The organism is Rhodoferax sp. GT1R46 (assembly GCF_056521285.1).
The window spans coordinates 171,425-193,971 of record NZ_JBWMBC010000005.1 but is presented as its reverse complement, the minus strand read 5'-3'; the positions used below and the strand labels follow the sequence as shown (position 1 = coordinate 193,971).

Sequence of the window (22,547 nt, the reverse complement as noted above, 5' to 3'; positions counted from 1 at the left end):
CTTAAACGTCGCGCAGGGCCAGAACTGCTGCACGGGCGCGCTCCAGGAAAGCGCGGCGTTCTTCCCCGGCCTGCAGCGACATCGGCGCACCAAAGGTCACCGAGCACAGCACGGGCACCGGCACCACTTCGCCCTTGGGCAAAACGTGCTGCACGTTGTTGATCCATGCCGGTATCAGCACCACGTGGGGGAACCGCACCGCCAGGTTGAACAACCCCGCCTTGAAGGGCTGGGGCTCACCGGTGAACCCGCGGGTGCCCTCGGGGAACAGGATGATCGAGTCGCCATTCCCCAGTGCATCAAACAGCGGCTCCAGCGGGTCTTCGTCGGCACTGCGGTCGCGTGACACATAAATGACGTTGAAAACCGCTGTGGTGAGCCATTGCCGGAAGGGCGTTTTGGTCCAGTAGTCTCTGGCGGCAATGGCGCGGGTGACGCTGCGCAACTCTTTGGGCAATGCCGCCCAGATCATCACCAGGTCGGCGTGGCTCTGGTGGTTGGCAAAATAAATGCGTTGCTCGGCCTTGGGCGGGCAGCCATACCAGCGCGCCTGGGAGCCGGTGAGAAACCGAATCAGACCCAGCAAAAAAAGACTCATCAACTTGGGCAGCATGGCAGCCATGATACAGAGCGGCCATGACGGTCAGGGCAGCGTGGCGTCGCCCATTCGGCTGGTAATGACGGCGGCCCGGCCCGACAGGTAGGCGGAGTTGGGTAGCTTCTCAAAGTAGCGGGGCCGCGGCAGCATGACCGCCAGCCGGGCTGCTTCCGATGGGCTGAGCCGGGAAGCCGGTTTGCTGAAGTAATGCTGTGCTGCGGCCTCGGCGCCAAACACGCCTTCACCCCACTCCACGCTGTTGAGGTAGATCTCCAGAATGCGCTGCTTGCTCAGCAGGCGCTCCAGCAGGATCGTCAACACAAACTCCTGGCCCTTGCGCAACAGCGTGCGCTCGCCGGACAAGAACAGGTTCTTGGCCAGCTGCTGGGTGATGGTGGAGCCACCCACAATCTTGGGCGGGCGGGGTACCGGTGCGGGTTTGCCTTGCGCGACACGGGTGTCGGGCTTGCGGCTTGCAGCGCGCTGCTCGGCCTTGGCATTTTTCTCCCAGGCTTTTTCCAGCGCGTCCCAGTCCACGCCGTCGTGGTTGGTAAACCCATCGTCCTCCGATGCAATGACGGCCCGTTTGAGGTTGTCGGAGATCTGGTTGTAGTTCACCCATTGCTGGCGCCAGCGCAACTCGCCTTTTTCCCCCACGATGCGCCAGGCTTCCGAGCGCTGGAAGGTGGTGGATTGGGGCGCGACCACGGCCATGGCGGCAATGCGCGCTACAAAATAAAGCTGCAGCGCAACCAATGCAAGCGCGACCAGGCCAATCCAGCGCAACAGCCCCTTCATGGCCGGGAGGAAACGTTGGCTTCGAGGGTTTCGTCGCGGGTGAACTTGAAGCGCGAAACCACCAGAATCTGGTCTGCCTGGCGTCGCATGGCCGCGCTGAATGGGCCAAATGGCCCCGCGGTTCTGGCAATGGCCGCCGCGTGGCGATCCAGCGCGCGGTTGCCCGAACCCTCCACCACTTCGGTGTCGAGTACGCGGCCATCGTGGTTGACGGTGACGATCATGGTGAGCTCGCCATACAGCTTCTTGCCGCCAGACTGCGGAAAGTTTTCGGTACCCCGGTCTTCAATGGCATGGCGCAGCGCGTCGTAGTACACCGCTTCCACCCCTTCCTGCGCGGCGGGGCTGACGTAGCGCTTCTTGGGGCGGGAGTTTTCCTTGTTGATGCGCCGCTCAATTTCAGCCAGCAGATTCATCAGCTGGCGGCGTTTTTCCTCACGCTCGGCCTGCTCGGTCTTGGTGGCGGTCTGGCGGGGATCGGTCGGGGCCAGTGTGGCGAGCTGGTTCTTGACCTGGGCCAGCAGCAGGGTTTGCTGCTCCTGCAGGGTTTGCAGCTTGCGCGCCGACTCCGCTTCCAGCGCGTCTCCGGTGTCCGTCAGCGCGGATGGGGGGAGGGGACTGGTAGCGCGGCCCTTTTCGGCATCACCGCCACCCGCCATCGAATGCTGGGCGATGACTTTTGCCTTGTCGGTCTTTTCGTTGGTTTTGGCGTTGACCAGCACCACCTCCAGCGGCGTGTCCTTGAACACGCGGTTGAAGGACTCGGGGTCCACAAAGCGCACGGTCAACAGCACCGCGTGCACCGCTATGGATGCGCCCAGGGCCAATTGAAGGGTGCTGAAAGACCGCAGGTTCACGGAGCAGGATTATCGCTGGAAGATTCCGGGCTTTCGCTCACGTCCACGGCAATGGCAATCGGGCCGGCGACTTCGTCTTCTTCACCGTCGTCCCCTTCGTCACCTTGCGCATCTGCGGCCCCGGTTGCTGGGGCATCGCCCGCAACCGGCAGATCCAGACGTTCCACTACGGTACCGTTGATGTCCAGCGTAATCAGGTCCATTTCGCCCAGCTTGACCCGCACACGGGCGCCGCGGGGCAGGTTTTGTGCACCCATGACCGGCAACACCAGCGGTAGCGTGTCGGCACGCACCATATTTTCCTTGAACACGCTGGCCTCCAGCTCGGTGATGCCATTCTGGCGCAGGTACTGCATCGTCCAGAAGCGCTCCATGGCGCCCTGGTAGCCGTTGTAGGCGCTGTACGTGGTGTCAAAGCTGGAGATGATGGAAAACAACTCTGCGTCTTTGGGCTTGAACGGAGCGGCCAGCGCCGCGGTTTTGCCGTGCTTGACGCAGGCAATGATTTGCCACTGGTTCACCAGATCGGTGTAGCGGCGCAGGGGCGAGGTGCTCCAGGCGTAGCTTTTGACCCCAATGCCGGCGTGCGGCAGGGCTTTGGTGCCCATGCGCACCTTGACGCCGGGCGCCAGAGAAGCCTGGCTGCGGTAGATGCCGGGCACGCCCAGCTCGGCCATCCAGTTGCCCCACGTGCTGTTGGCCAGAATCATGGCCTCGGCCACGATCAAGTCCAGCGGCGCACCGCGCTGGCGGGTGCTGATCAGCACGGTCTCATGGCCTTGCGGCTCCGCGCCGTCATTGCCGACCAGCTTGAAGTTGTAGTCCGGCCGGTTAAAGGTCTCGGGTTTGCCGCGCACGATCTCGCGTTTGCCCTTCAGGTCTTTCGCCAGGCGGTATAAAAATGATAGCTGCTCACGCAGTGCTGGCAGGGGCTGCGGCTCGTTTTCATGGTTAAACGCAGGGTCGGTCAGCCAGGCCTCGGTCACCACCGCATCGAGCTGGTCGTGGCGCAGGTTGTGGGCAATCGTTACGCGCTCCACGCGCGACTCGCTGCCCTTGATCTCCAGTGTGGCTTCATCCAGCGTCACGTACAGCGAAAGGGCTGGGCAATCGCGCCCTGCGAGCAAGGTGTAAGTCTGCACCAGCGCGTCGGGCAGCATGGTGACTTTGTAGCCCGGCATGTAGACCGTGGACAGGCGGTCGCGTCCCAAGTGGTCCACTGCGCTGCCGGGTTGAATCGCCAGTCCGGGTGCCGCAATGTGGATGCCCAGCGTGATGGTGCCGCTACCCAGGCCCTGCACCGAGAGTGCATCGTCAATCTCGGTGGTTTGCGAGTCATCAATCGAGAAGGCCTGCACTGGCGCCAAGAACAGCGTGTCGTCATTGACGGGTGCGGCAATGGCCGGAAAGCCCGTGCCCTTGGGGAAGTTTTCCAGCAAAAAGCGTTTCCAGTGGAACTGGTAAGGCGAGCTGATGGCGCCTGCCTTTTGCAGCAGTTCCAGCGGCGCGGTGTGGGTGGCGCGTGCGGCTTCCACCACGGCCTTGTACTCCGGCGCGTTCTTGTCGGGCTTGAACAGAATCTTGTAGAGCTGTTCTTTGATTGGCTCCGGGCACTGGCCCGCGCCCAGATCCGTGGCCCATTGGGTAATTTGCTCGGCCAGCAGCTTCTTCTTCTCGATGGCGGCCAGCGCCAGCGCAATCACGTCCGCCGAGGCCTTGCGAAAACGCCCCTTGCCTGCACGGCGAAAGTAATGTGGCGACTCAAACAGCTTGAACAACATGGCAGCTTGCTCGGTCAGCGGCGCCTGGGCCGAGAAATAGTCGCGTGCCAGGTCGGCAAAGCCAAACTCTTCTTCGGGCGCAAATTCCCAGGCCATCTCCAGCTCAATCCCCTGCGCTACCGTCTGCGCCGCAGCGATCAACTCCGCCGGCGACGGTTTTTCAAACTTCAGCAGCGTGTTGGCGGCCTTCACCTTGACGCGCTTGCCGCTGTCCAGCTCCACCTGTGCAGAGGAATCCGCCTCTGACAGCACCCGACCGGCCATGAATTTTCCGGCTTCTTCAAACAATAAATACATGGGCCGGATTGTCCCATGCTGGGGAGTGGAGCCGGTTTGGACGAAAAATCATGCGTGCTATAAACAACTTCCTCGAAAAAATCGGTCAACTTCAACTCCTGGCGGGCCAAAGCATGCGTACCAATCTGCCCATTACCACCACCGAAGTGATCCTCAGCGACACCTTTGCGATCGTGTCAACCACCGATTTGCAGGGCAACATCTTGCACGCGAATCCCTATTTCATCGAAATCAGTGGCTACTCGGTACAGGAACTCATTGGGGCACCCCACAACATTCTTCGCCACCCCGATATGCCAGTCGAGGCGTTTGCCGATATGTGGGCCACGCTCAAGTCTGGGGAGCCGTGGACCGGCATGGTCAAAAATCGCACCAAACAGGGTGGTTACTACTGGGTGCTGGCCAATGTCACCCCGGTTGTCGAAAATGGCAAGCCTGTTGGGTACATGTCCGTGCGAACCAAACCCAGCCGGGAGCAGGTGACGCAATCGGAGCAAATTTACAAGGAAATCCGCGACGGAAATCCCCGAAAGCTGCGCATTGACCATGGCGTGGTCACCTCTGGGGCTGGGCAGCTGTGGTCGCGGTACTCCCTGCAACAGCGCTTGCAGGTCAGTTTTGCTCTGATCGTGGTGGCTTTTGTGGTGCTGGGGTGCGGCGCCCTGTGGCCGCAAGCCATGGGCGGTGGCTGGCTGGCGGCTGTGGCCGCAGTGGGTGCGTGGTCTACCCTGTACGCCGGTTACCTGCTGAACACCCGGGTATTCAAACCCCTGGAAAACGTCATGCTGAATGCCCGCATCATGGCCGGGGGCGACTTGACGCACGCTATTGCTCCGGCAGGTCGCGACGATGTAGGGCAATTGCAAAACGCCTTGCGCCAGCTCAACATCAATTTGCGCAGCATTATTGGCGACGTGCGCAGCAACTTTGAAAGCATCCGGCTGGCTACGCAGGAAATTGCCACGGGCAACATGGACTTATCGAACCGCACGGAGGCGCAGGCGTCCAATCTGGAGCAGACAGCCGCGAGCATGGAAGAGCTGACTTCCACTGTGCAGCAAAGCGCCGCGAATGCGGGAGAGGCCAACACATTGGCCAACAGCGCATCAGGGCTGGCCAGTCAGAGTGGAGCAGAAGCGACGGATTTGGTCCGAACCATGCAGGCGATCAATGTGTCGTCGCGCAAGATTGCGGACATCCTGGGGCTGATTGACGGAATCGCGTTTCAGACCAATATTCTTGCCCTCAATGCGGCTGTGGAGGCCGCTCGCGCCGGTGAGCAGGGGCGCGGCTTTGCAGTCGTGGCGTCTGAAGTGCGCAGCCTGGCGGGTCGAAGCGCTGCTGCGGCCAAGGAGATCAAGATACTCATTGACGAGTCACTGATCAAAGTGGATGCCGGAATGGCGTTGACCACCCGGTCTGGCAATTCCATGCAGGAGGTGATTGCGTCAGTGGGCAGAGTGGCTGCGATCATCGGCGAGATGACCGCTGCAACCCGTGAGCAGAGTATCGGTATTTCTGAGGTGAACCAGGCCGTGGGGCAACTGGACCTGGTGACGCAGCAAAACGCCGCACTGGTCGAAGAGGCTGCTGCTGCAACAGGAAGCCTTGCCGAACAAACCGACAATCTGACGAAAGCCTTGGCGGTCTTCAAGCTACCGAGGTAGCAACCCGCTCAATGCCCGTGTGGGCGAGGCCCATAAAGGCAAGTACCTCGTCCACATGGTCGTCAAAGTCGCTCAGGGCGTGGTCACCGCCCTCCAGCAGCTTGATGCGCGCGCCGAGGTAGCGCCCGGTCATTTCTTGCCAGTCCAGCACCTCATCGCCTTTGGCAATCACAGCAAAGAAACGATCCAGTTGGGTCAGACTTGCCGGGGCTATGGCCCGAAGCTCCTCCACAAACTCAGGCAGGAAGAAAAAATGCGCTTGCGGGTCGTGCCAGCTGGTTTGCTCGCCAATGTATTTTTCCAGATCCCGCGCCGGGTTGACGGCCGGGTTCAGTAGCACCGCCCTGCAGCCGGTTTGCGCTGCCACCGCCGTAGCATAAAAGCCGCCAAGTGACGAGCCGATGACCGACATGGAGTCATGCGGCCAGGTTTGGATGCCGTCCATCAGCATTTTCATGGCCTCACGGGGCGAGGCCGGTAGCTGAGGGCACCACCAGGTGACGTTGGGAAAACGTCCCGCAACCAGCGCAGCCATTTGGCGGGCCTTTACGGATTGGGGGATGAGCGGAAACCGTGCAGGTAGAGGAGGTGGGTGATGGGCTGGCGGGGCTGAGGGGTGGGCATGGACAGGATGATAGGGGCGAATTGAGAAAGAGAAGCCCGCCGGGCTATAGCGCTTTGTCCTCGCGAGGATGGCAACTGAATCCACCAATCTCGCGTTTCAGGAATGTCAGCCGGCTGCACACTGCTAGTTGGCGTAGGGCTGGCCGGATGACGCTTGGTTACCCAGAACCAATACCTCGGTGGTGGTACTGATATTCCCCTTTTGCAGGACCAGAGTACCCGAATGTATTCGACAAGGAAATTGGGTCCGATCGCATTGGTTCGAGACAGGGTGAATGTTCATGTGGCTTCATTGCCCCAAGCGATTCCCGCAGGGGTCAAATGAAAATGCCCCGCCAGTGCGGGGCATTTGACTGGGCCAGGTCCACCTATGCGGGGGCCTGTTGCAGCTGAGATGGACTTAGTTCACTGCCACAATTTTCATGCGACCCCAGGCTGGGAAGTCGCCGCCACCACTGTTGAGCGTCAGGATAACGAGGGCGGAGCCCACGCTGACACTGGCGCCATCCAGGCCGACCAGGATAATCGACTGGTCCGGAGCGGTACCTCCCGTGCTTGAAGATTGCACGATACCAGGTATAGAAGAGGCGACATTGGTCCTGATTTCGCCGATGCCGCCGCCAGGGCCGCAGTTAGTATTTTGAGCGGTCGTGCCGTCGGCGGAGTAGGTGTCTATGCTGACACCGTTGGGGCAACCCGGAGCCTCAAGAGTTAACGTCTTGCCGGCCAACATGGACGCCGTCAGCGGTGTCAGCCGGATGTTGGAGCCGCTGTAACTGTTCGTAGTGGGAAGACCCGCTAGCGGCGTCTTCGTCGAAGTCCCAGAGTAGAAAGCACCATGATCATCGGCGTATTGGATGGTAGTGGCATCGCTAATGCTTGCGTTGCTAGTGGTGATGGTCTTGCTCACCGTCTTGCCACTGATTGAGTAGATGAATGGCTGAGTTACGCTGCCAATCGTGGACGAAACATTGGTGGTGGTGATAGCCGTGGTCAAGTTCGCGGGTTTGACGAACCTTTTGCCATTGCCGTTGCCATCGAACCAGACAATGCTGGCATTGTTGAATGGGCTGGTGATGGCGTTTGTAGTTTGAGTTCCTGAAGAAGTTGAAAAGACAATACGGTTGGCCGGGATGGTGAAGGTGGTGGGTGCTGCGCCCAAGCCGCTCGCGACGGTGATAGCCAGGTTGTTGGTAACAGATGCCTCAAAAGTAGCGGTAACCGGCAGCGTCGGCGTGAGGGGAGCGCTCGCGACGGTGGCAGCGCCCTGCACGGCGAAGAACAGCGAAACCACTGACGGTGCGCCAGTAATCAGAGAGGTATCGCCTTTCGAGGCCAGATAGGTATTGACAGCGGTGACTTGTGCAGCAGGCAGGGTGATGCCACTGACATCCATGCTGGAAGCGGTGCCATGGTTCAGCGCCTGCAGCGTCTGTGCTGCTTGTGGACCGGTGTCCAGGCTCAGGATAAAGGTTTGCACTGTTGTGCCGGCAGAGGCCGTACCGGGGATCACTGAGCCCAAGGCAATCGCCGTTGTGCTGGCACGGTTGGCTGGCGTGGTGCCGCAGGTCGAGCCGCTGACATCGATCCAGAACGAAACGTTGTCACCCGCCTGGTATTGGTACGCACCAGCGGCATCGGTTACACCATGTAGGCCAGACGGGGATGCACTGTAGCAAACGCCCTTGACTGGCGCGTCATTCAACACCGCAGACGATGGGGGCGTGGATGACGGAGGCGTTGACAAGCTCGATGAGCTGCCTCCACCGCCCCCGCCACAGCCGTAGATCGTCAGCAGGCCTGCACCTGCAATGGCAAGGGAAAGGCGTTTAAGTGAAATATTCATGAGAACCTCCTGAGTTGTATGAGACGCAGGTGGGTTGGAGACATGGTTTTGCACTCCTTGACCTGCGTCACGGATGCTATTGGGGTGGGTGGAATCGCGCCATCCCATGTCTATGGGAGGCGCCGGCATAGCCAATGCAGGCGCCTGCGGCTATGCTCGCGTCTGATTGAAAAACAGCAGGGCGAAGCTAGTGTGGCGTGTATTGATTGTTGAAGACGATCCGCAGATGCGGGAGTTTTTTGCGGCCAGCGTTCGGCGCAGCGATCAGTTGACTCTGGTTGCCAGCGTGGGTACGGTGGCCGACGCGCGGGCGTTTCTGGACGACGCTGCACGCGGGCCGGATGTGCTGCTGACCGACTTGGGCCTGCCCGATGGCAGTGGCCTGGATGTGATTCGTTACGCGCGCCAGCGCCATCCCGAATGCGAGGCGCTGGTGATTTCGATGTTTGGGGACGAAGACAATGTGCTCGCCAGCATCGAGGCCGGGGCCTTGGGTTACATCCACAAAGATGCGGCGCCCGACGACATTGCCCACACCATTCTGGAGATGAAGGCAGGGGCCTCGCCGATCTCCCCCATGATTGCCCGCCGCGTGCTGTCCAAGTACCTTTCTTTGCAGTCAAATAGGCCTCTAGCCTCCGTGGATATTGCGCAAGCAGCTATAAAAAGTGGAGCAAATGATGGTGAGAAGGGTTTGCTGTCCCGGCGCGAGCAAGAAGTGCTGGAGTTGATTGCCCGGGGGTTTTCCTATGCCGAGATTGCCCGTCTTCAGGCGGTGAGCGTGCATACCGTGCAGACCCACATCAAAAGCCTCTACAGCAAGCTGGCAGTGCATTCCAAAAGCGAAGCGGTGTTTGAAGCCACCCGCATGGGCTTGTTGACCCAGCCAGACGTTGCTGCGCTGCGCAAATGACTGTTGCGCGTCTTGGCCCATTTTTCGCGGCGCTGTTGATGGTGTGGGTCTTTGCACCGCCAGTGCAAGCCCATACGATGGAGCTCACGCAAGCGCAGGTCACAGCCACGGCTGACGACGCCACGACGACCCAGGCTGTGCAGTTGCCCTATCACTGGGACCTGTACAACAAAGGCCACCGTGGCGAGGCGGTGTTTGCGCTTTCATTTGATCTGGTCGATGTGCCCGCGGAGCCTTGGGGGCTGTACCTGTCCCGTCTGGGCAACGCGTACGAAATCTGGCTCAATGGCACGCTGTTGCAGCGCCAGGGCGACCTGATCCACTACAACGGCGCAGATTATTCGCAGGTGCCGCGCTACGTTGTCATTCCCTCGGGGGTCCTGCGCTCAAGCAACCAGTTTCGCGTGCATATCCGTGCCGACGTGGGTCGGCGGGGTGGGCTCGCCAAGCTCGTGTTGGGACCGCAAGACGAGGTGCAACTGGCCTATGTGCAAGGCTATCTTTGGCGGGGCACGGGCTCGGCGGTGGTGGCGGTGTTCAGTTTGCTGGTCGGGTTGATCGCGCTATCCCTGTGGCTGACCCAGGTGGACATGGGTGAAGCCGGCAAACTCACACGCGACCGGCTCTATCTCTTTGCCGCGTTGGCTGAACTCTTTTGGGCTTTTGGTGTGGGGTACGCCCTCATCGAAGACCCACCGCTGCCTTGGCCTTGGTGGGGCCTGCTGCCCATCGTGGCGTCGAGTGCCTGGATGTGCAATATGTTGCTGTTTTGTGTGGAGGTGGCTGACTGGGGTCAGACGGTTGCGGCGCAGTGGCTTCGCCGCTGGTTGGGGTTTTTCATGGTTGGTAGCGTCAGCATGGCCTATTGGGCGCTGGCCGGGGGACAACCGCTGGCGCTGACCATCAGTTACGCACTGTCTGGCGTAACGGCCCTGACGTTTTTCGCCGTATTCGTCTGGCACGCTGCACGCCGGGCTCCGATGGGGCACCGCGTGGTGGCGGCAGCGATCTTTTTGAATGCGCTGGTCGGCTTGCGTGACCTGTATGTTTACCGCATCCACCCCTCTTACGGCGAAATCACCTGGATCCGCTATTCCTCGTTGCTGTTCGGCCTATCGCTGGGCTACATCGTGTTGCTGCGGTTTCGCACCGCCAGCGCCCAAGCGCGTGACCTGATGGCTACGCTGGCGGCCCGGGTTGCCCAGAAAGAGGCCGAACTGGGAGAAAGCTACAACCAGCTTGAAGCACTGGCGCGCGAGCAGGAGCGCACGGCGGAGCGGACCCGCATCTTGCGCGATATGCACGATGGCGTGGGTTCCCATATCAGTTCGGCCATTCGCCAGCTGCAATCGGATCGGGAGGTCAGCCGCCGGGTGGGGCACGCCGAGGTACTGCGGACGCTACGCGATGCGCTGGACCAGCTCAAACTGTCCATCGACGCGATGAATCTGCCTCCTGGTGACATCACCTCGCTGCTGGCCAACCTGCGCTACCGGCTGGAGCCCCGTCTCGCGGCATCCGGCATTGAACTGCAATGGGATGTGGACTTGTTGCCGGTGATGGCCCATCTCGACGCCAGCGCCATGCGCCAGTTGCAGTTCATGCTGTTTGAGGCCTTGTCCAACGTATTGCAGCATGCGCAGGCAAAAACACTGCGCATTGAAGCCCACGTCGAACCCCCGGCCGGGGCCAGTGGCGCCCAGGTGGTGCGCGTACGGGTTGCGGATGACGGTGTGGGCTTTGATACGTTAAGCGCCCGGCGCAAGGGCCAGGCATCCATGCACGAGCGGGCAACGGCTATAGGCGCACAGCTTCAAATCAGTAGCCAGCCCGGTCGCACGGTGGTTGAAATCCGGTTTGGCTGACCCTGCGATGGACGACCGCTGCGGCAAGCCCCGGTAGCGGGGATAATTGCGGCAAATTATGGTTTCAGCATTCAACAAACCCTCTCTCTGGCGACGTGTCGCGCCCTGGTTTCGCGGCTTTGATGGCCCCTTGGCCTTTGCCGTGTTCATGCTGGCATGTGCGGGTCTGCTCACCATGTATTCCTCCGGGTTTGATCACGGAACCCGGTTTGAGGACCATGGTCGCAACATGCTGATTGCCGCGACCATCATGTTTGTGGTGGCGCAGATTCCCCCGCAGCGGCTGATGGCGCTGGCGGTGCCGCTGTACATCCTGGGCGTCACCCTGCTGGTGGCCGTGGCGGTGTTTGGCATCACCAAAAAGGGCGCCAAGCGCTGGATCAATGTCGGCGTGACGATTCAGCCCAGCGAAATCTTGAAGATTGCCATGCCACTCATGCTGGCCTGGTGGTTTCAGAAGCGCGAGGGCCAGTTGCGCCCGCTGGACTTTGCGGCGGCGGGCGTATTGCTGCTGGTGCCCGTAGGCCTGATCATGAAACAGCCCGACCTGGGCACTTCGTTGCTGGTGCTGGCTGCGGGCCTGTCGGTCATTTTTTACGCGGGTGTCAGCTGGAAGCTGGTTTTGCCACCCGTGGTGCTGGGGCTTGTGGGCGTCATCTTGATTGTGGTCTTTGAGCCCAGCCTGTGCGCCGATGGCGTGCGCTGGCCCGTGCTGCACGATTACCAGCAGCAACGCATCTGCACCCTGCTGGACCCTACGCGCGACCCCCTGGGCAAGGGGTTTCACATCATTCAGGGCATGATTGCCATTGGCTCGGGCGGCGTGTTTGGCGTGGGGTTCATGCAGGGCACCCAGACGCATCTGGAGTTCATTCCCGAGCGCACCACCGACTTCATCTTTGCTGCCTACTCCGAGGAATTCGGCCTGGCAGGCAACCTGTTTTTGATTTGTGCGTTCATCTTTCTCATTCTTCGTGGCCTGGCCATTGCCCTGGAGGCGCCGACTCTGTTTTCCCGCCTACTGGCAGGCAGCGTCACCATGATCTTCTTCACCTATGCCTTCGTCAACATGGGCATGGTCAGCGGCATCTTGCCCGTGGTGGGGGTGCCGCTGCCTTTCATCAGCTACGGCGGCACTGCCATGGTGACGCTGGGGCTGGCGCTGGGTATCTTGATGTCAATTGCCAACTCCAAGCGCCTGGTGCAATCCTGAGGGCCGTGCACGCCTGGTGAGACGCGCCTAGAATCAGCGGATGATTTCACGCGAACCCACTATTGAACGCCTGGCTATTGCCCAAGGCCTGCTGCTCACCCCCTTTGGCCTTGACGAGACCCATCTGGCTCGCGCCCTGGCGGAAATCAAGGCGCACAAGGTGGATGAGGCGGATTTGTACTTTCAGTACACCCGCTCCGAGGGCTGGAGCCTGGAAGAAGGCATCGTTAAAACCGGCTCTTTCAGCATCGACCAGGGCGTGGGCGTGCGGGCGGTGAGCGGCGAGAAAACCGCATTTGCCTATTCCGACGACATCTCGGAGGCGTCCTTGCTGGATGCCGCCCGAACGGTGCGTACCATTTCAAGCGCAGCCCAGACAGGGCGTGCGCGGTTAGCTACCAAAAAGATAGCGAAAGCACGGTCGCTTTACCACGGCGTGGACCCCATTTCTACCCTCGACAGTGCCACCAAGGTCGCGCTGCTGGGCAAGGTGGAGCGCCTGGCCCGCGCCAAAGACCCGCGTGTGGCGCAGGTCATGGCGGGCCTCGCCAGTGAATACGACGTAGTGATGGTGGCACGCGCAGACGGCACACTGGCGGCCGACGTGCGCCCGCTGGTGCGCCTGTCGGTGACAGTAATAGCCGAGCAAACCATCAAAGGCGTGGTCCGCCGCGAAGTGGGCTCTGCGGGTGGCGGCGGTCGCTTTGGCCTGGCTTACTTTGATGACGCGCAAATTTCCAGGTACGTGGACGAAGCCGTGCACGCCGCGCTGACCAATCTGGATGCGCGTCCCGCACCCGCTGGCGAGATGACCGTGGTGCTGGGTTCCGGCTGGCCCGGCATTTTGTTGCACGAAGCCATCGGCCACGGTCTGGAGGGCGACTTCAACCGCAAGGGCTCCAGCGCCTTCAGTGGCCGCATCGGCCAGCGCGTGGCAGCCAAAGGTGTGACCGTGCTGGACGATGGCACCATTGCCGACCGCCGGGGTTCGCTCAATGTGGATGACGAAGGCAACACCAGTCAGCGCAATGTGCTGATCGAAGACGGCATTCTCAAAGGCTACATCCAGGACGCGATGAACGCGCGCCTGATGGGCGTGGCGCCCACGGGCAATGGCCGGCGCGAGAGCTACGCCCACATTCCGATGCCGCGCATGACCAATACCTACATGCTGGGGGGCGACAAGGACCCGCAGGAGATCGTTGCCAGCATCAAAAAGGGCCTGTATGCCACCAACTTTGGCGGTGGCCAGGTGGACATTACCTCGGGCAAGTTTGTGTTTTCGGCCAGCGAAGCGTACTGGGTTGAAAACGGCAAGATTCTGTACCCCGTCAAGGGAGCCACTATTGTGGGCAGCGGGCCCGAGTGCCTGAAGCGCGTCAGCATGATTGGCAACGACATGAAGCTCGACAGCGGCGTGGGCACCTGTGGCAAGGAAGGCCAGAGTGTGCCGGTGGGCGTGGGGCAGCCCACACTGCGTATTGACGGGCTGACGGTGGGCGGCACCGCCTGACGTTTGCGGGGCCGTGCACAGCTTTCAGACCTTCGGCCAGTACAGCCAATTTTTGCGATCGGCCGTGGCCGACGAAGAGTCGCTGCAAATGGGGGAGAGCCTGCAGGCACTGGCCGCCCGGATTGAAGACCTGGGCAAACTGCTGCGACAACACAGCAATCTGCCCGCCCTGAAGGCGCAGGCGTTTCTGGGCCTGCTGGATGATTTGCGCACCCACCGCGAACTGCTGAACGCCCTGAGTGCCGACTGGCGGGGCTTTTACGAATATGGCGCGCACTGCACGGGGTTGACTCACTTTCGCACGCTGCTCACACAATGGACTCTGGAGGCGGCGCCACCACGGCAGGCGGCCCCGGCCGTCGTCGATTTTGATTTGGCTGCGTGGCGGGTGCTGGGTGCGGGGGCCCTATTACTGGATGTTTACGAGCATGCCCGCTCACTTCCGCCCACGGAACCGGCGGCTTCCGTATCGGCATGGAAGCGGCTGGCAGGGTGGCTTCGACGACGCTAAACAACTGTGCTACAGTTCTTTCATGCATTTCGGCCGCTTCTTCTTTAGCTACTTTTGGTTCTCCAGCGCCTTTGGCGGTAGAGAGTTCTGAACGGTCCTGAAACAAAAGACGTCCTGAATCCTCCCAAACCGCCGGCACCACCGGCGGTTTTTTTTTGCCTCGCCATCCCATCGATTGATCACCGCAACAGGAATTACGACATGACTGCAAAAGCTTCAACCCAAGACGCCTGGTACCCGCATGGCACCCAGCCCGCCGACCGTACCAGCCAGACCGACGACGAACGCATTCAGGACATTACCGTGTTGCCACCTCCCGAGCACTTGATCCGTTTTTTCCCCATCCGCGGCACGCCGGTGGAAACGCTGATTACCAGCACCCGCCGCAGCATCCACAAGATCATGGCCGGTAAAGACGACCGGCTGCTGGTGGTGATTGGGCCGTGTTCCATTCACGACCCGGCTGCCGCGCTGGACTATGCCCGTCGCTTGAAAGAGCAGCGCGAGAAGTACAAGGACACGCTGGAAATTGTGATGCGCGTGTATTTCGAGAAGCCCCGCACCACCGTGGGCTGGAAAGGGCTGATCAACGACCCCTACCTGGACGAGAGCTTCCGCATTGACGAAGGCCTGCGCATTGCGCGCCAGTTGCTGATTGAAATCAACCGCCTGGGCTTGCCCGCAGGCAGTGAGTTTCTGGATGTAATCTCTCCGCAATACCTGGGTGACCTGATTGCCTGGGGCGCCATCGGTGCGCGCACCACCGAAAGCCAGGTGCACCGCGAGCTGGCCTCGGGTCTGTCGGCCCCCATTGGTTTCAAGAACGGGACGGATGGCAACATCAAGATTGCCACGGACGCCATTCAGGCGGCGGCGGGTGCCCACCACTTTTTGTCAGTTCACAAAAACGGCCAAGTGGCCATTGTGCAGACCAAGGGCAACCCCGATTGTCACGTCATCCTGCGCGGCGGCAAGGCCCCCAACTACGATGCTGCCAGTGTGGCTGCCGCCTGCAAAGACCTGGAAAAAGCCAAGTTGCCCGCCACCCTGATGGTGGACTGCAGCCACGCCAACAGCAGCAAGCAGCATGAGAAACAGGTGGAAGTAGCGCGTGATATTGCGAACCAGATTGCTTCAGGCTCGCACAGCGTATTCGGTGTGATGGTGGAGAGCCATCTGCACGCCGGTGCACAAAAATTCACGCCCGGAAAAGATGATGCAACGGCGCTCGAATACGGCAAAAGTATCACCGATGCCTGTCTGGGTTGGGATGATTCCCTGCAGTCGCTGGAGCTGCTGTCGGCGGCTGTCAAAGCGCGTCGCGCCCTGTAAAAAATGGGTTAGCAGGGGGCGCGACTGGCCTCGATCATGGACAGGGCCCAACTTTGGGCTTCTGCCATGGTTCCAAACATCTTGAATGGGCGTCCAATTGAGTTGTAGATTCTTGCAAAGTGAGGGTTCATGATTGTTCTCCCTTCGACCTCGGGCGCCATAACAAATGCCGTGGCTACGGGTGTGAATGCAGGCGGCTTGGCGGTTTGCATCAGTTCGGTGTACCGCCGGATGCCATCAGGGGTCGCTATGGCGCTTTGCAGGACTGTGCAAATGCTGGCCCACGGGCCTGACGGTTGCAGGGCTTCCAGAAAATTCATTTGTGCGACCGCCAAGCAATCAAAAACCTCCTGATTGAAAGGGCCGGTTGCTTCGTATCGCAACAAGTTTTCATCCATGGATATTTCAACCAGTCCATGCGGCGCGAAATGAGTCGTCTTGATCTCACTTGTACTGATCTTCACCAATTTTCCGGTCTGCATTGAGGCTCTCCGTGTGCGATTGGATGGAGTGATGAAATCTATCTTAGCGGGAGATCTCGGGCGCAGGTGCTGCATTGCAGCAGGCATTCCAGTGGGTCGCGTGTGTTTGGGTTGAAAATGGAGCGCAGTTCCTCATGGCCATCCAAACCCACATTCCGCCGCCAACCCATGACCTTACCCGACGCCTCTCTGCCCGAACGCTACCTTCCGCTTGATGACTCCCAGCGTGCATTGCTGCACAACGAGGTGCACGCTCGCCCGCCGGCCCGCATCCGCCTGCCCGCTCTGGTGGTCTATGTTGCGGTTTTCAACGAGGGGGTTACTCGCGAGCAGGAGTGCGCCCACTTGCGCCGCCTGCCGGGTCAGCAGGACCTCTCGCTGGACAGCTTGCAAGGCAATTTTCTGCGCCTGCGTTTTGAGGGCTACACCGTCAAATGGGAGCGCCACACCGAGTTCACCCGCTATTCCCTGGTGCAGCCGTTGCCAGCGCGCGCGCTGTTGGGTGCAAACGACCCCGAACTCATGTCGGCGGTGGTATTGACGCCGGAGTGGCTGCGCGGCATTCCGGGTCGCACCATTGCGGCAGTCAAGCTGGCCATGGTGCATGGTGATCTGGAAAATGCGGACGCCACGCTAGCGCAGGCCCGCACGTGGTTTGGAGGGCATTCGGTCGTAGCCTCGGTCATGGGCAACAACAGCCACTCCTGGGCGGTGACCGACTACCTGCTGCGTCCGGATGGCTTCGAGCGCATGCTGGTCATCGCGCCGCCCGACACCACGCAGACGCGTGCCGGACGGGTCTCGCAACGCCTACTGGAGCTGGAGACCTACCGCCTGATGGCCTTGCGGGGTCTGCCGGTCGCCAAGACGCTCGGCCCCATGCTGGCGCAGGCCGAAGGGGCACTGGCGGACATCACGGCGCGCCTGGAAAACAAATCGGACTCGGATCAGGACTTGCTCGACACACTGGTGTCCCTGGCGGCCCGCGTGGAGCGCGCCACAGCCGAGCATGTGTACCGTTTCTCCGCCACGCGCGCTTACGACACCCTGGTGGGACAACGCATTGCCGAACTGCGCGAAAAAGCCATTCCAGGCACCCAGACGATTGGTGAGTTCATGCAGCGCCGGCTTTCGCCCGCCATGGCCACGGTAGCGGCCACAGCGCAGCGATTGACATCCCTTTCAGAGCGGGTGTCGCGCACCAGTGCGCTGCTGCGTACACGCGTGGACATTGCCACCGAAGTGCAAAACCAGCAGCTACTGGAAAAGCTCACGCGCGGGCAAGAGCTGCAGCTACGCCTGCAGTCCACGGTGGAAGGACTGTCGATTGCCGCCATCTCGTACTACGTGGTCAGTTTGCTGCTGTATGGCGGCAAGGCGCTCAAGGGCGCGGGCGTGCCAATCAATCCGGAAATAGCCGCTGGGGTGCTGGTGCCCGCGGTGGTGTGGGCGGTATGGCGTACGACGCGCCGCATTCATGCCAGGCTGCACTCGGACCACTGACAATTCTGTATTGGTCGAATTAAACCGGAACCCAGCCTAACGCCTTTGCCAGCATCAGCGCAGCCACCAGGGCGCTGACGGCAGCAAAGCCCTGGCGCAGGCGCGCGGCTGGCAACTTGCCCGCCACCTGCTGGCCGGCCAGCATGGCCACAACAGCGCCCGCGCCAAAGGGCAGGGCAACATCCCAGCGCATTGAGCCTTGCAGCGTAGCCGCCGTGATGCCGCTGACAGAGACCCAGGCAATCACTGCCAGTGAGGTGGCCTGGATCATGCGCAGCGTGAGGTCGGTGTGGCGCGTCAGCGCCGGCACGATCACAAATCCGCCGCCTACACCCAACAGTCCACTCAGCACGCCCGAGAGCAGGCCGGTTCCCGCCAGTGCCTGCGCGCAGCGCCGCGTCCAATGCAGTCGACCTTGGTGGACATCCATCAGGCAGGCTACAGTCCGGTTGCCGGTCGCGGGTACAGCAGGCGGGCGCCACATGCGCCAGGCGGTATATGCCAGAACGGCAGCAAAGGCAGCAGTCAGCGGACGGTTTGGAAGCTGGTGTGCCAGCATCACACCCAGCGGTGCGGTCAGCATGCCTGCCAGTCCAATCAGCGTGGCGGCCCGGTAACGAACCACGCCTTGGCGCAGCCCCACGGCTGCACCCACTGCGGCAGCAATTCCCACTGCAAACAAGCCTACGGGCCCGGCTTGCTGCACGGGCAAGTGCAGGGCAAACACGAGCAGTGGAATGGCCAACACGCCACCACCGGCACCGGTAAATGCCAGCACCAGGCCGATGAGGCCGCCGAGCGCGCCAGCGAGTATTGCGGGGTCCATCAGCAGTCCCTACAGTACATCAATGGGAATCTTGAGATAGCGCACGCCGTTGTCCTCCGGCGGCGGCATTTGACCGGCACGCATGTTCACCTGCACCGAAGGCAGGATCAGCGCCGGCATGGGCAATGTGGCATCGCGGGCGCGGCGCATGGCCACGAACGCTTCCTCGCCAATCCCATCGTGCACATGAATGTTGGCGCTGCGCTGTGCCGCCACCGTGCTGGCATGGGCCACCGGGCGTCCGCCGGGCGGGTAGTCGTGGCACATATACAACTGGGTCTCGGGTGGCAAAGCCAGCACTTTTTGGATTGAGCGGAACAGCACGCCGGCATCGCCGCCCGGAAAATCGCAGCGCGCAGTGCCGTAGTCGGGCATGAAGAGCGTGTCCCCCACAAAGGCCACGGTTTTGCCGCCGTCTTCAATCACATAGGTCATGCAGGCAGGAGTATGGCCCGGGGTGTGCAAGGCTCGTACGGCCAGGCTGCCAATGGCGAAATGTTCTTCGTCCTCAAGCAGGCGCCCGAACTGGGAGCCGTCACGGGCGAACTCGGGGCCTGCGTTGAACAGCTTGCCAAACACCTGCTGCACGGTGGTGATGTGGCTGCCAATGGCGATGTGTCCGCCAAGCTGCTTTTGCAGGTAAGGCGCAGCAGACAGGTGGTCGGCATGCACATGGGTTTCCAGCAGCCACTGCACCTGCGCGCCCAGCGCTTTGACGCGCACAATCAACTTGTCGGCTGCCACCGTGCTGGTGCGACCCGACTTGGGGTCGTAATTCAGCACGCTGTCAATCAGCGCGCACTGCAGTGTGCTGCGGTCCAGCACGAGGTAGCTGAAGGTGGACGTGGCTTCGTCAAAGAAATGTTCTATGGCTAATCGTTGTGACATGGCAAGGCTTTCATCATTCAGTCAAACCCGGTAACAAAGGGCGCGGAGCATGTGCGCCGCGCCCTTTCCAATAGCTACGACAACCAGAAAGGCTTGTTGGAGTAACACCATTCGGTCGCCTTGCAGCCTTCGCTGGCACGCTTGTCGCCAGCCTAATTCACGCCTGGAAAACTCCTGAAGTCAAAGGGCTCTGTGTTGGAGTTGGCAATAAATGCAACGTAACAGTCGAACTATACGATACCCATGGGGGTATAGTAATGAGAATTTCAATCGACGCGATAGGTGAGCTGCTTGAGCACCGCTTTGGCGAGTGCGCGGCATGTGGCTGACTGTCATCGCCTTGGCAAGGTTATAGCCAACCCTTGAAAATAGATTTCTTTACTGGAGGCAAGCACCTGCTTGATCGAAATGAATAACCGTCGTTTTGTTGAGTTGACCGCCTGGCTAAGGCCTTTTACCCGCTGGGCAACCCGTTTTTCCCTGAATGCGCCCCGGTGGCTACCCGCCGTGGTGCGCAATGCCCCGCTCAAGATGACATCTTTTGTACTGCGTTGTTACCACCGGGCGCTGCGTTAATTCGCTGAAACCGAGTTGGAGCGCCAACGCTGCCCGGCTGCCGTGGTGACCTGCTCAAGGCCGATGCGCAGTGTCGTGTCGAAGGTGCCTGTTTGCGAAAATACTGTCAATTTTTAACATGAAAGAATTGCCAAACATGACTGAATCAACCCCCGTTACTCCCGCCGCCGCAACGCCCTACGAAGGCCTGGGTGGTGCAGCCGGAGTGCAGCAGCTGGCCCACCGTTTTTACGAACTGATGGATGAGCTGCCCGAGGCTTACACCGTGCGCAAGATGCATCCCGAAAGCCTTAAGGGTAGTGAAGAGAACCTGTTTGAATTTCTATCAGGCTGGTTCGGCGGACCTTCGCTCTACATTGCCAAAAAAGGCCATCCGCGCCTGCGCATGCGCCACAACCCCTATGCCATCAGCCCCTTGGAGCGGGATGAGTGGATGCTGTGCATGACGCAGGCCCTGAATGAGCAGGTGGCGGATGTGGCTTTTCGGGGCCGGTTGATCGACACGTTTGCCCAGATGGCCGATCACATGGTCAACACGCAAGGTGGCGGCGCGTGCGCTGCGGGACATTCCCATACGGCATAAGCATTCATGACCGGTGAACCCCTCAGTCCGTGGTTCTGGCTTAGCCTGGGTGGTGTGCTGCTCGCGCTGTTGCTGGGCGCACGCGCGGTTCTGCACCGCGGTCTGGCTCCGCACGCTACGCTGGAAGGGCCGCAGCCCGCTGACTTGGGTTTGACCGCGCAGTCCGTGCGCATTCCTGTGGCCGGTGGCTTGAGCCTGTTTGCATGGTATGTGCCCGCGGGTACCGCAACGCAGCCTGCCCCTGCCATCGTGCTCTTGCACGGCTGGGGTGGCAACGCCAGTACGCTGCTACCGGCTGCGCAGGCCCTGCACCGTGCGGGCTATGCCGTGCTGTTGCCAGAGTCGCGCAACCACGGCCGCAGTGACCGCGATAGCCACAGTTCGTTGCCGCGCTTTGCGCAAGACCTCGACAGTGCGCTCGATTGGCTGCGCTTGCAGTCGGGCATTGATGCCACGCGTCTGTCCGCATTGGGTCACTCGGTGGGAGGTGCCGCGGTACTGCTGAGCGCGTCCCGCAGGCATGACCTGCACGCGGTGGTCAGCGTGTCGGCATTTGCCCACCCCGAGCAGGTGATGCGCCGCTGGCTGGCCTCGCGTCGTGTGCCTTACTGGCCGCTGGGGTGGCTGGTGAACCGCTATGTGGAACGGGTCATTGGTGCCCGTTTTGATGCCATCGCCCCGGCACACACCCTCTCGCATTCCCATAGCCCGGTACTACTGGTGCATGGGCTGCAAGACCGTACCGTGCCCATTGAGGATGCGCGATGGCTGTGGCAAAACCGTGCGCAGGCCGACGTCACTTTGCTGGAGTGCAACGGGTCACACGAGGCATTCGACGATTTGCCGGAAGTTACCCGCAAAATTCTGGGTTTTTTGCAGCCGTTTACCCGGGTGCAACTCCCGCAGAGCCCCTGTTTATCACCGGATATTTCATGAAAGCCTTTCAAGAGTACTACCCCGAGAATGTGTCGCATTGTTACGGCTGCGGCCAGCTCAACACACACGGTCACCAGATCAAAACGTACTGGGAGGGCGATGAGACGGTCACCCGTTTCAAGCCTGAGCCGCACCACACCTCGGTACCCGGCTATGCCTATGGAGGTTTGATTGCTTCGCTGATTGATTGCCACAGCACCGGCACCGCTGCTGCTGCCATGTACCGCGGCGAGGGACGCGAGATGGATACATTGCCACCGTTTCGATTTGTCACCGGTTCGCTGCACGTGGACTTCCTCAAGCCAACGCCTTTGACGGGCCTGATAGAGATCCGCGGTCGGGTGAAGGAAATCAAGGGACGCAAGGTAATCGTTGAGACCACGGTGCGGGTAGACGGCGTGGTCACTGCACGCGGCGAAGTGGTGGCTGTACAGATGCCAGACAGTTTTGGCGCAACCAAGGCATTGCAATAGCCATGGCAATGCCTGCATGAATTGACATAGATCATGGACATTAATACCCGTAGGGGTATTATTCGGATTCTTGCCAGTTTGCAATATTCAACTTTTATCCACTCAGGAGAAAATTCCATGTCCAACCGCCGTGAATTCATTGTTCAATTGGGTCTTGCCAGCGCAGCCCTCACCGCCAGTCAGGCGCGGGCTCAGGGTGCTATGGTCGCCGAAGGAGATGCGCAAGCCGTAGCCCTGGGTTACAAGGCCGATGCCACCAAGACGGACAAAAAGAAGTTCCCCAAATATGCAGCCGATCAAAAGTGCAGCAATTGCGCGCTGTACCAGGGCAAGACGGGTGACGCCGGTCCGTGCCCCCTGTTCGCAGGCAAGCAAGTGTCTGCCAAGGGCTGGTGCAGTGCCTGGGCCAAAAAAGCCTGAAGCTGATTACGGCCGTGCGCAAGGGTAGGCCATCCATCGGGTGGC

The 22,547-nt window shown here is 60.7% G+C and carries 20 protein-coding genes and 1 pseudogene; 12 read left to right on the top strand and 9 right to left on the bottom strand.

Annotated elements, in window-relative coordinates; all coding sequences use genetic code 11:
* Position 1: 1 nt before the first annotated feature.
* From AC097W_RS12980 to AC097W_RS12965, 4 genes are read right to left on the bottom strand one after another with little or no spacing between them, the layout of a single operon-like run.
* Positions 2-613, bottom strand: a complete 612-nt coding sequence (locus tag AC097W_RS12980; protein WP_479603095.1) for a lysophospholipid acyltransferase family protein — start codon at positions 611-613, stop codon at positions 2-4.
* A 30-nt stretch (positions 614-643) separates the two neighbouring features.
* Positions 644-1,396 carry a transglycosylase domain-containing protein gene (locus tag AC097W_RS12975; protein WP_479602980.1) on the bottom strand — a complete coding sequence of 251 codons (753 nt, stop codon included), beginning with the start codon at positions 1,394-1,396 and terminating at the stop codon, positions 644-646.
* A complete protein-coding gene (locus AC097W_RS12970) occupies positions 1,393-2,247 on the bottom strand; it encodes an energy transducer TonB (RefSeq protein WP_479603094.1) in 855 nt (284 codons plus the stop codon). The genes AC097W_RS12975 and AC097W_RS12970 overlap by 4 nt, the downstream gene beginning before the upstream one ends.
* 2 nt (positions 2,248-2,249) lie before the next feature.
* Positions 2,250-4,331 (bottom strand): ribonuclease catalytic domain-containing protein, encoded by a 2,082-nt coding sequence (locus AC097W_RS12965; protein WP_479602979.1) that lies wholly within the window; start codon positions 4,329-4,331, stop codon positions 2,250-2,252.
* 50 nt (positions 4,332-4,381) lie between these two features.
* On the opposite strand from AC097W_RS12965, the gene AC097W_RS12960 reads away from it, so the two are divergent.
* The gene (locus AC097W_RS12960) at positions 4,382-5,998 is read left to right on the top strand and encodes a methyl-accepting chemotaxis protein (protein WP_479602978.1); all 1,617 of its coding nucleotides are present in this window, start codon (positions 4,382-4,384) and stop codon (positions 5,996-5,998) included.
* Here the strand turns inward: AC097W_RS12960 and AC097W_RS12955 are convergent.
* Together AC097W_RS12955 and AC097W_RS12950 are read right to left on the bottom strand one after the other, a co-directional pair.
* A pseudogene (locus AC097W_RS12955) lies at positions 5,982-6,622 on the bottom strand (YqiA/YcfP family alpha/beta fold hydrolase). The gene AC097W_RS12960 and the pseudogene AC097W_RS12955 sit on opposite strands and share 17 nt — an antisense overlap.
* A gap of 400 nt (positions 6,623-7,022) precedes the next feature.
* Entirely contained in the window at positions 7,023-8,468 is a 1,446-nt protein-coding gene (locus AC097W_RS12950; RefSeq protein WP_479602977.1) for a hypothetical protein, read from the bottom strand.
* A 190-nt stretch (positions 8,469-8,658) separates the two neighbouring features.
* Here AC097W_RS12950 and AC097W_RS12945 point away from each other — a divergent pair, with 190 nt between their 5' ends.
* The 6 genes from AC097W_RS12945 (at position 8,659) to AC097W_RS12920 (ending at position 15,815) form a co-directional block, all read left to right on the top strand.
* Positions 8,659-9,381 (top strand): response regulator, encoded by a 723-nt coding sequence (locus AC097W_RS12945; RefSeq protein WP_479602976.1) that lies wholly within the window; start codon positions 8,659-8,661, stop codon positions 9,379-9,381.
* Positions 9,378-11,246 (top strand): sensor histidine kinase, encoded by a 1,869-nt coding sequence (locus AC097W_RS12940; RefSeq protein ID WP_479602975.1) that lies wholly within the window; start codon positions 9,378-9,380, stop codon positions 11,244-11,246. The genes AC097W_RS12945 and AC097W_RS12940 overlap by 4 nt, the downstream gene beginning before the upstream one ends.
* Positions 11,247-11,304: 58 nt before the next feature.
* Positions 11,305-12,459, top strand: coding sequence for a rod shape-determining protein RodA (gene rodA / locus AC097W_RS12935; protein WP_479602974.1), 1,155 nt, complete (start codon positions 11,305-11,307; stop codon positions 12,457-12,459).
* 40 nt (positions 12,460-12,499) lie between these two features.
* On the top strand, positions 12,500-13,972 hold the full coding sequence (gene tldD / locus AC097W_RS12930) for a metalloprotease TldD (protein ID WP_479602973.1): 1,473 nt from the start codon (positions 12,500-12,502) through the stop codon (positions 13,970-13,972).
* 13 nt (positions 13,973-13,985) lie between these two features.
* Positions 13,986-14,483 carry a hypothetical protein gene (locus AC097W_RS12925; RefSeq protein WP_479602972.1) on the top strand — a complete coding sequence of 166 codons (498 nt, stop codon included), beginning with the start codon at positions 13,986-13,988 and terminating at the stop codon, positions 14,481-14,483.
* 201 nt (positions 14,484-14,684) lie between these two features.
* Positions 14,685-15,815, top strand: coding sequence for a 3-deoxy-7-phosphoheptulonate synthase (locus AC097W_RS12920; protein WP_479602971.1), 1,131 nt, complete (start codon positions 14,685-14,687; stop codon positions 15,813-15,815).
* Positions 15,816-15,823: 8 nt separating this feature from the next.
* Here the strand turns inward: AC097W_RS12920 and AC097W_RS12915 are convergent, their stop codons facing one another.
* Positions 15,824-16,297, bottom strand: coding sequence for a hypothetical protein (locus AC097W_RS12915; protein ID WP_479602970.1), 474 nt, complete (start codon positions 16,295-16,297; stop codon positions 15,824-15,826).
* A gap of 168 nt (positions 16,298-16,465) precedes the next feature.
* Between AC097W_RS12915 and AC097W_RS12910 the strand changes: the two genes are divergently transcribed.
* Positions 16,466-17,800: a DUF3422 family protein gene (locus tag AC097W_RS12910; RefSeq protein WP_479602969.1), complete on the top strand. Its 1,335-nt coding sequence runs from the start codon at positions 16,466-16,468 to the stop codon at positions 17,798-17,800.
* 19 nt (positions 17,801-17,819) lie between these two features.
* On the opposite strand, the gene AC097W_RS12905 is transcribed toward AC097W_RS12910, so the two are convergent.
* Both AC097W_RS12905 and AC097W_RS12900 read right to left on the bottom strand, forming a co-directional pair.
* Positions 17,820-18,626 carry a sulfite exporter TauE/SafE family protein gene (locus AC097W_RS12905; RefSeq protein ID WP_479602968.1) on the bottom strand — a complete coding sequence of 269 codons (807 nt, stop codon included), beginning with the start codon at positions 18,624-18,626 and terminating at the stop codon, positions 17,820-17,822.
* Between the two features lie 9 nt (positions 18,627-18,635).
* The gene (locus AC097W_RS12900) at positions 18,636-19,514 is read right to left on the bottom strand and encodes an MBL fold metallo-hydrolase (RefSeq protein WP_479602967.1); all 879 of its coding nucleotides are present in this window, start codon (positions 19,512-19,514) and stop codon (positions 18,636-18,638) included.
* A gap of 712 nt (positions 19,515-20,226) precedes the next feature.
* Between AC097W_RS12900 and AC097W_RS12895 the strand changes: the two genes are divergently transcribed.
* The 4 genes from AC097W_RS12895 (at position 20,227) to AC097W_RS12880 (ending at position 22,502) form a co-directional block, all read left to right on the top strand.
* Positions 20,227-20,673 (top strand): group II truncated hemoglobin, encoded by a 447-nt coding sequence (locus AC097W_RS12895; protein WP_479602966.1) that lies wholly within the window; start codon positions 20,227-20,229, stop codon positions 20,671-20,673.
* A gap of 6 nt (positions 20,674-20,679) precedes the next feature.
* Positions 20,680-21,609 carry an alpha/beta hydrolase gene (locus AC097W_RS12890; RefSeq protein WP_479602965.1) on the top strand — a complete coding sequence of 310 codons (930 nt, stop codon included), beginning with the start codon at positions 20,680-20,682 and terminating at the stop codon, positions 21,607-21,609.
* A complete protein-coding gene (locus AC097W_RS12885) occupies positions 21,606-22,082 on the top strand; it encodes a PaaI family thioesterase (RefSeq protein ID WP_479602964.1) in 477 nt (158 codons plus the stop codon). The genes AC097W_RS12890 and AC097W_RS12885 overlap by 4 nt, the downstream gene beginning before the upstream one ends.
* A 117-nt stretch (positions 22,083-22,199) precedes the next feature.
* Positions 22,200-22,502, top strand: a complete 303-nt coding sequence (locus AC097W_RS12880; protein WP_479602963.1) for a high-potential iron-sulfur protein — start codon at positions 22,200-22,202, stop codon at positions 22,500-22,502.
* Positions 22,503-22,547 lie beyond the last annotated feature (45 nt).

Coding starts and splice junctions, on each gene's coding strand:
- AC097W_RS12980 (WP_479603095.1), bottom strand. CDS start 613: ATGCTGCCCAAGTTGATGAGTCTTTTTTTGCTGGGTCTGATTCGGTTT.
- AC097W_RS12975 (WP_479602980.1), bottom strand. CDS start 1,396: ATGAAGGGGCTGTTGCGCTGGATTGGCCTGGTCGCGCTTGCATTGGTT.
- AC097W_RS12965 (WP_479602979.1), bottom strand. CDS start 4,331: ATGTATTTATTGTTTGAAGAAGCCGGAAAATTCATGGCCGGTCGGGTG.
- AC097W_RS12960 (WP_479602978.1), top strand. CDS start 4,382: ATGCGTGCTATAAACAACTTCCTCGAAAAAATCGGTCAACTTCAACTC.
- AC097W_RS12950 (WP_479602977.1), bottom strand. CDS start 8,468: ATGAATATTTCACTTAAACGCCTTTCCCTTGCCATTGCAGGTGCAGGC.
- AC097W_RS12940 (WP_479602975.1), top strand. CDS start 9,378: ATGACTGTTGCGCGTCTTGGCCCATTTTTCGCGGCGCTGTTGATGGTG.
- rodA (WP_479602974.1), top strand. CDS start 11,305: ATGGTTTCAGCATTCAACAAACCCTCTCTCTGGCGACGTGTCGCGCCC.
- tldD (WP_479602973.1), top strand. CDS start 12,500: ATGATTTCACGCGAACCCACTATTGAACGCCTGGCTATTGCCCAAGGC.
- AC097W_RS12920 (WP_479602971.1), top strand. CDS start 14,685: ATGACTGCAAAAGCTTCAACCCAAGACGCCTGGTACCCGCATGGCACC.
- AC097W_RS12915 (WP_479602970.1), bottom strand. CDS start 16,297: ATGCAGACCGGAAAATTGGTGAAGATCAGTACAAGTGAGATCAAGACG.
- AC097W_RS12910 (WP_479602969.1), top strand. CDS start 16,466: ATGACCTTACCCGACGCCTCTCTGCCCGAACGCTACCTTCCGCTTGAT.
- AC097W_RS12905 (WP_479602968.1), bottom strand. CDS start 18,626: ATGGACCCCGCAATACTCGCTGGCGCGCTCGGCGGCCTCATCGGCCTG.
- AC097W_RS12900 (WP_479602967.1), bottom strand. CDS start 19,514: ATGTCACAACGATTAGCCATAGAACATTTCTTTGACGAAGCCACGTCC.
- AC097W_RS12895 (WP_479602966.1), top strand. CDS start 20,227: ATGACTGAATCAACCCCCGTTACTCCCGCCGCCGCAACGCCCTACGAA.
- AC097W_RS12890 (WP_479602965.1), top strand. CDS start 20,680: ATGACCGGTGAACCCCTCAGTCCGTGGTTCTGGCTTAGCCTGGGTGGT.
- AC097W_RS12885 (WP_479602964.1), top strand. CDS start 21,606: ATGAAAGCCTTTCAAGAGTACTACCCCGAGAATGTGTCGCATTGTTAC.
- AC097W_RS12880 (WP_479602963.1), top strand. CDS start 22,200: ATGTCCAACCGCCGTGAATTCATTGTTCAATTGGGTCTTGCCAGCGCA.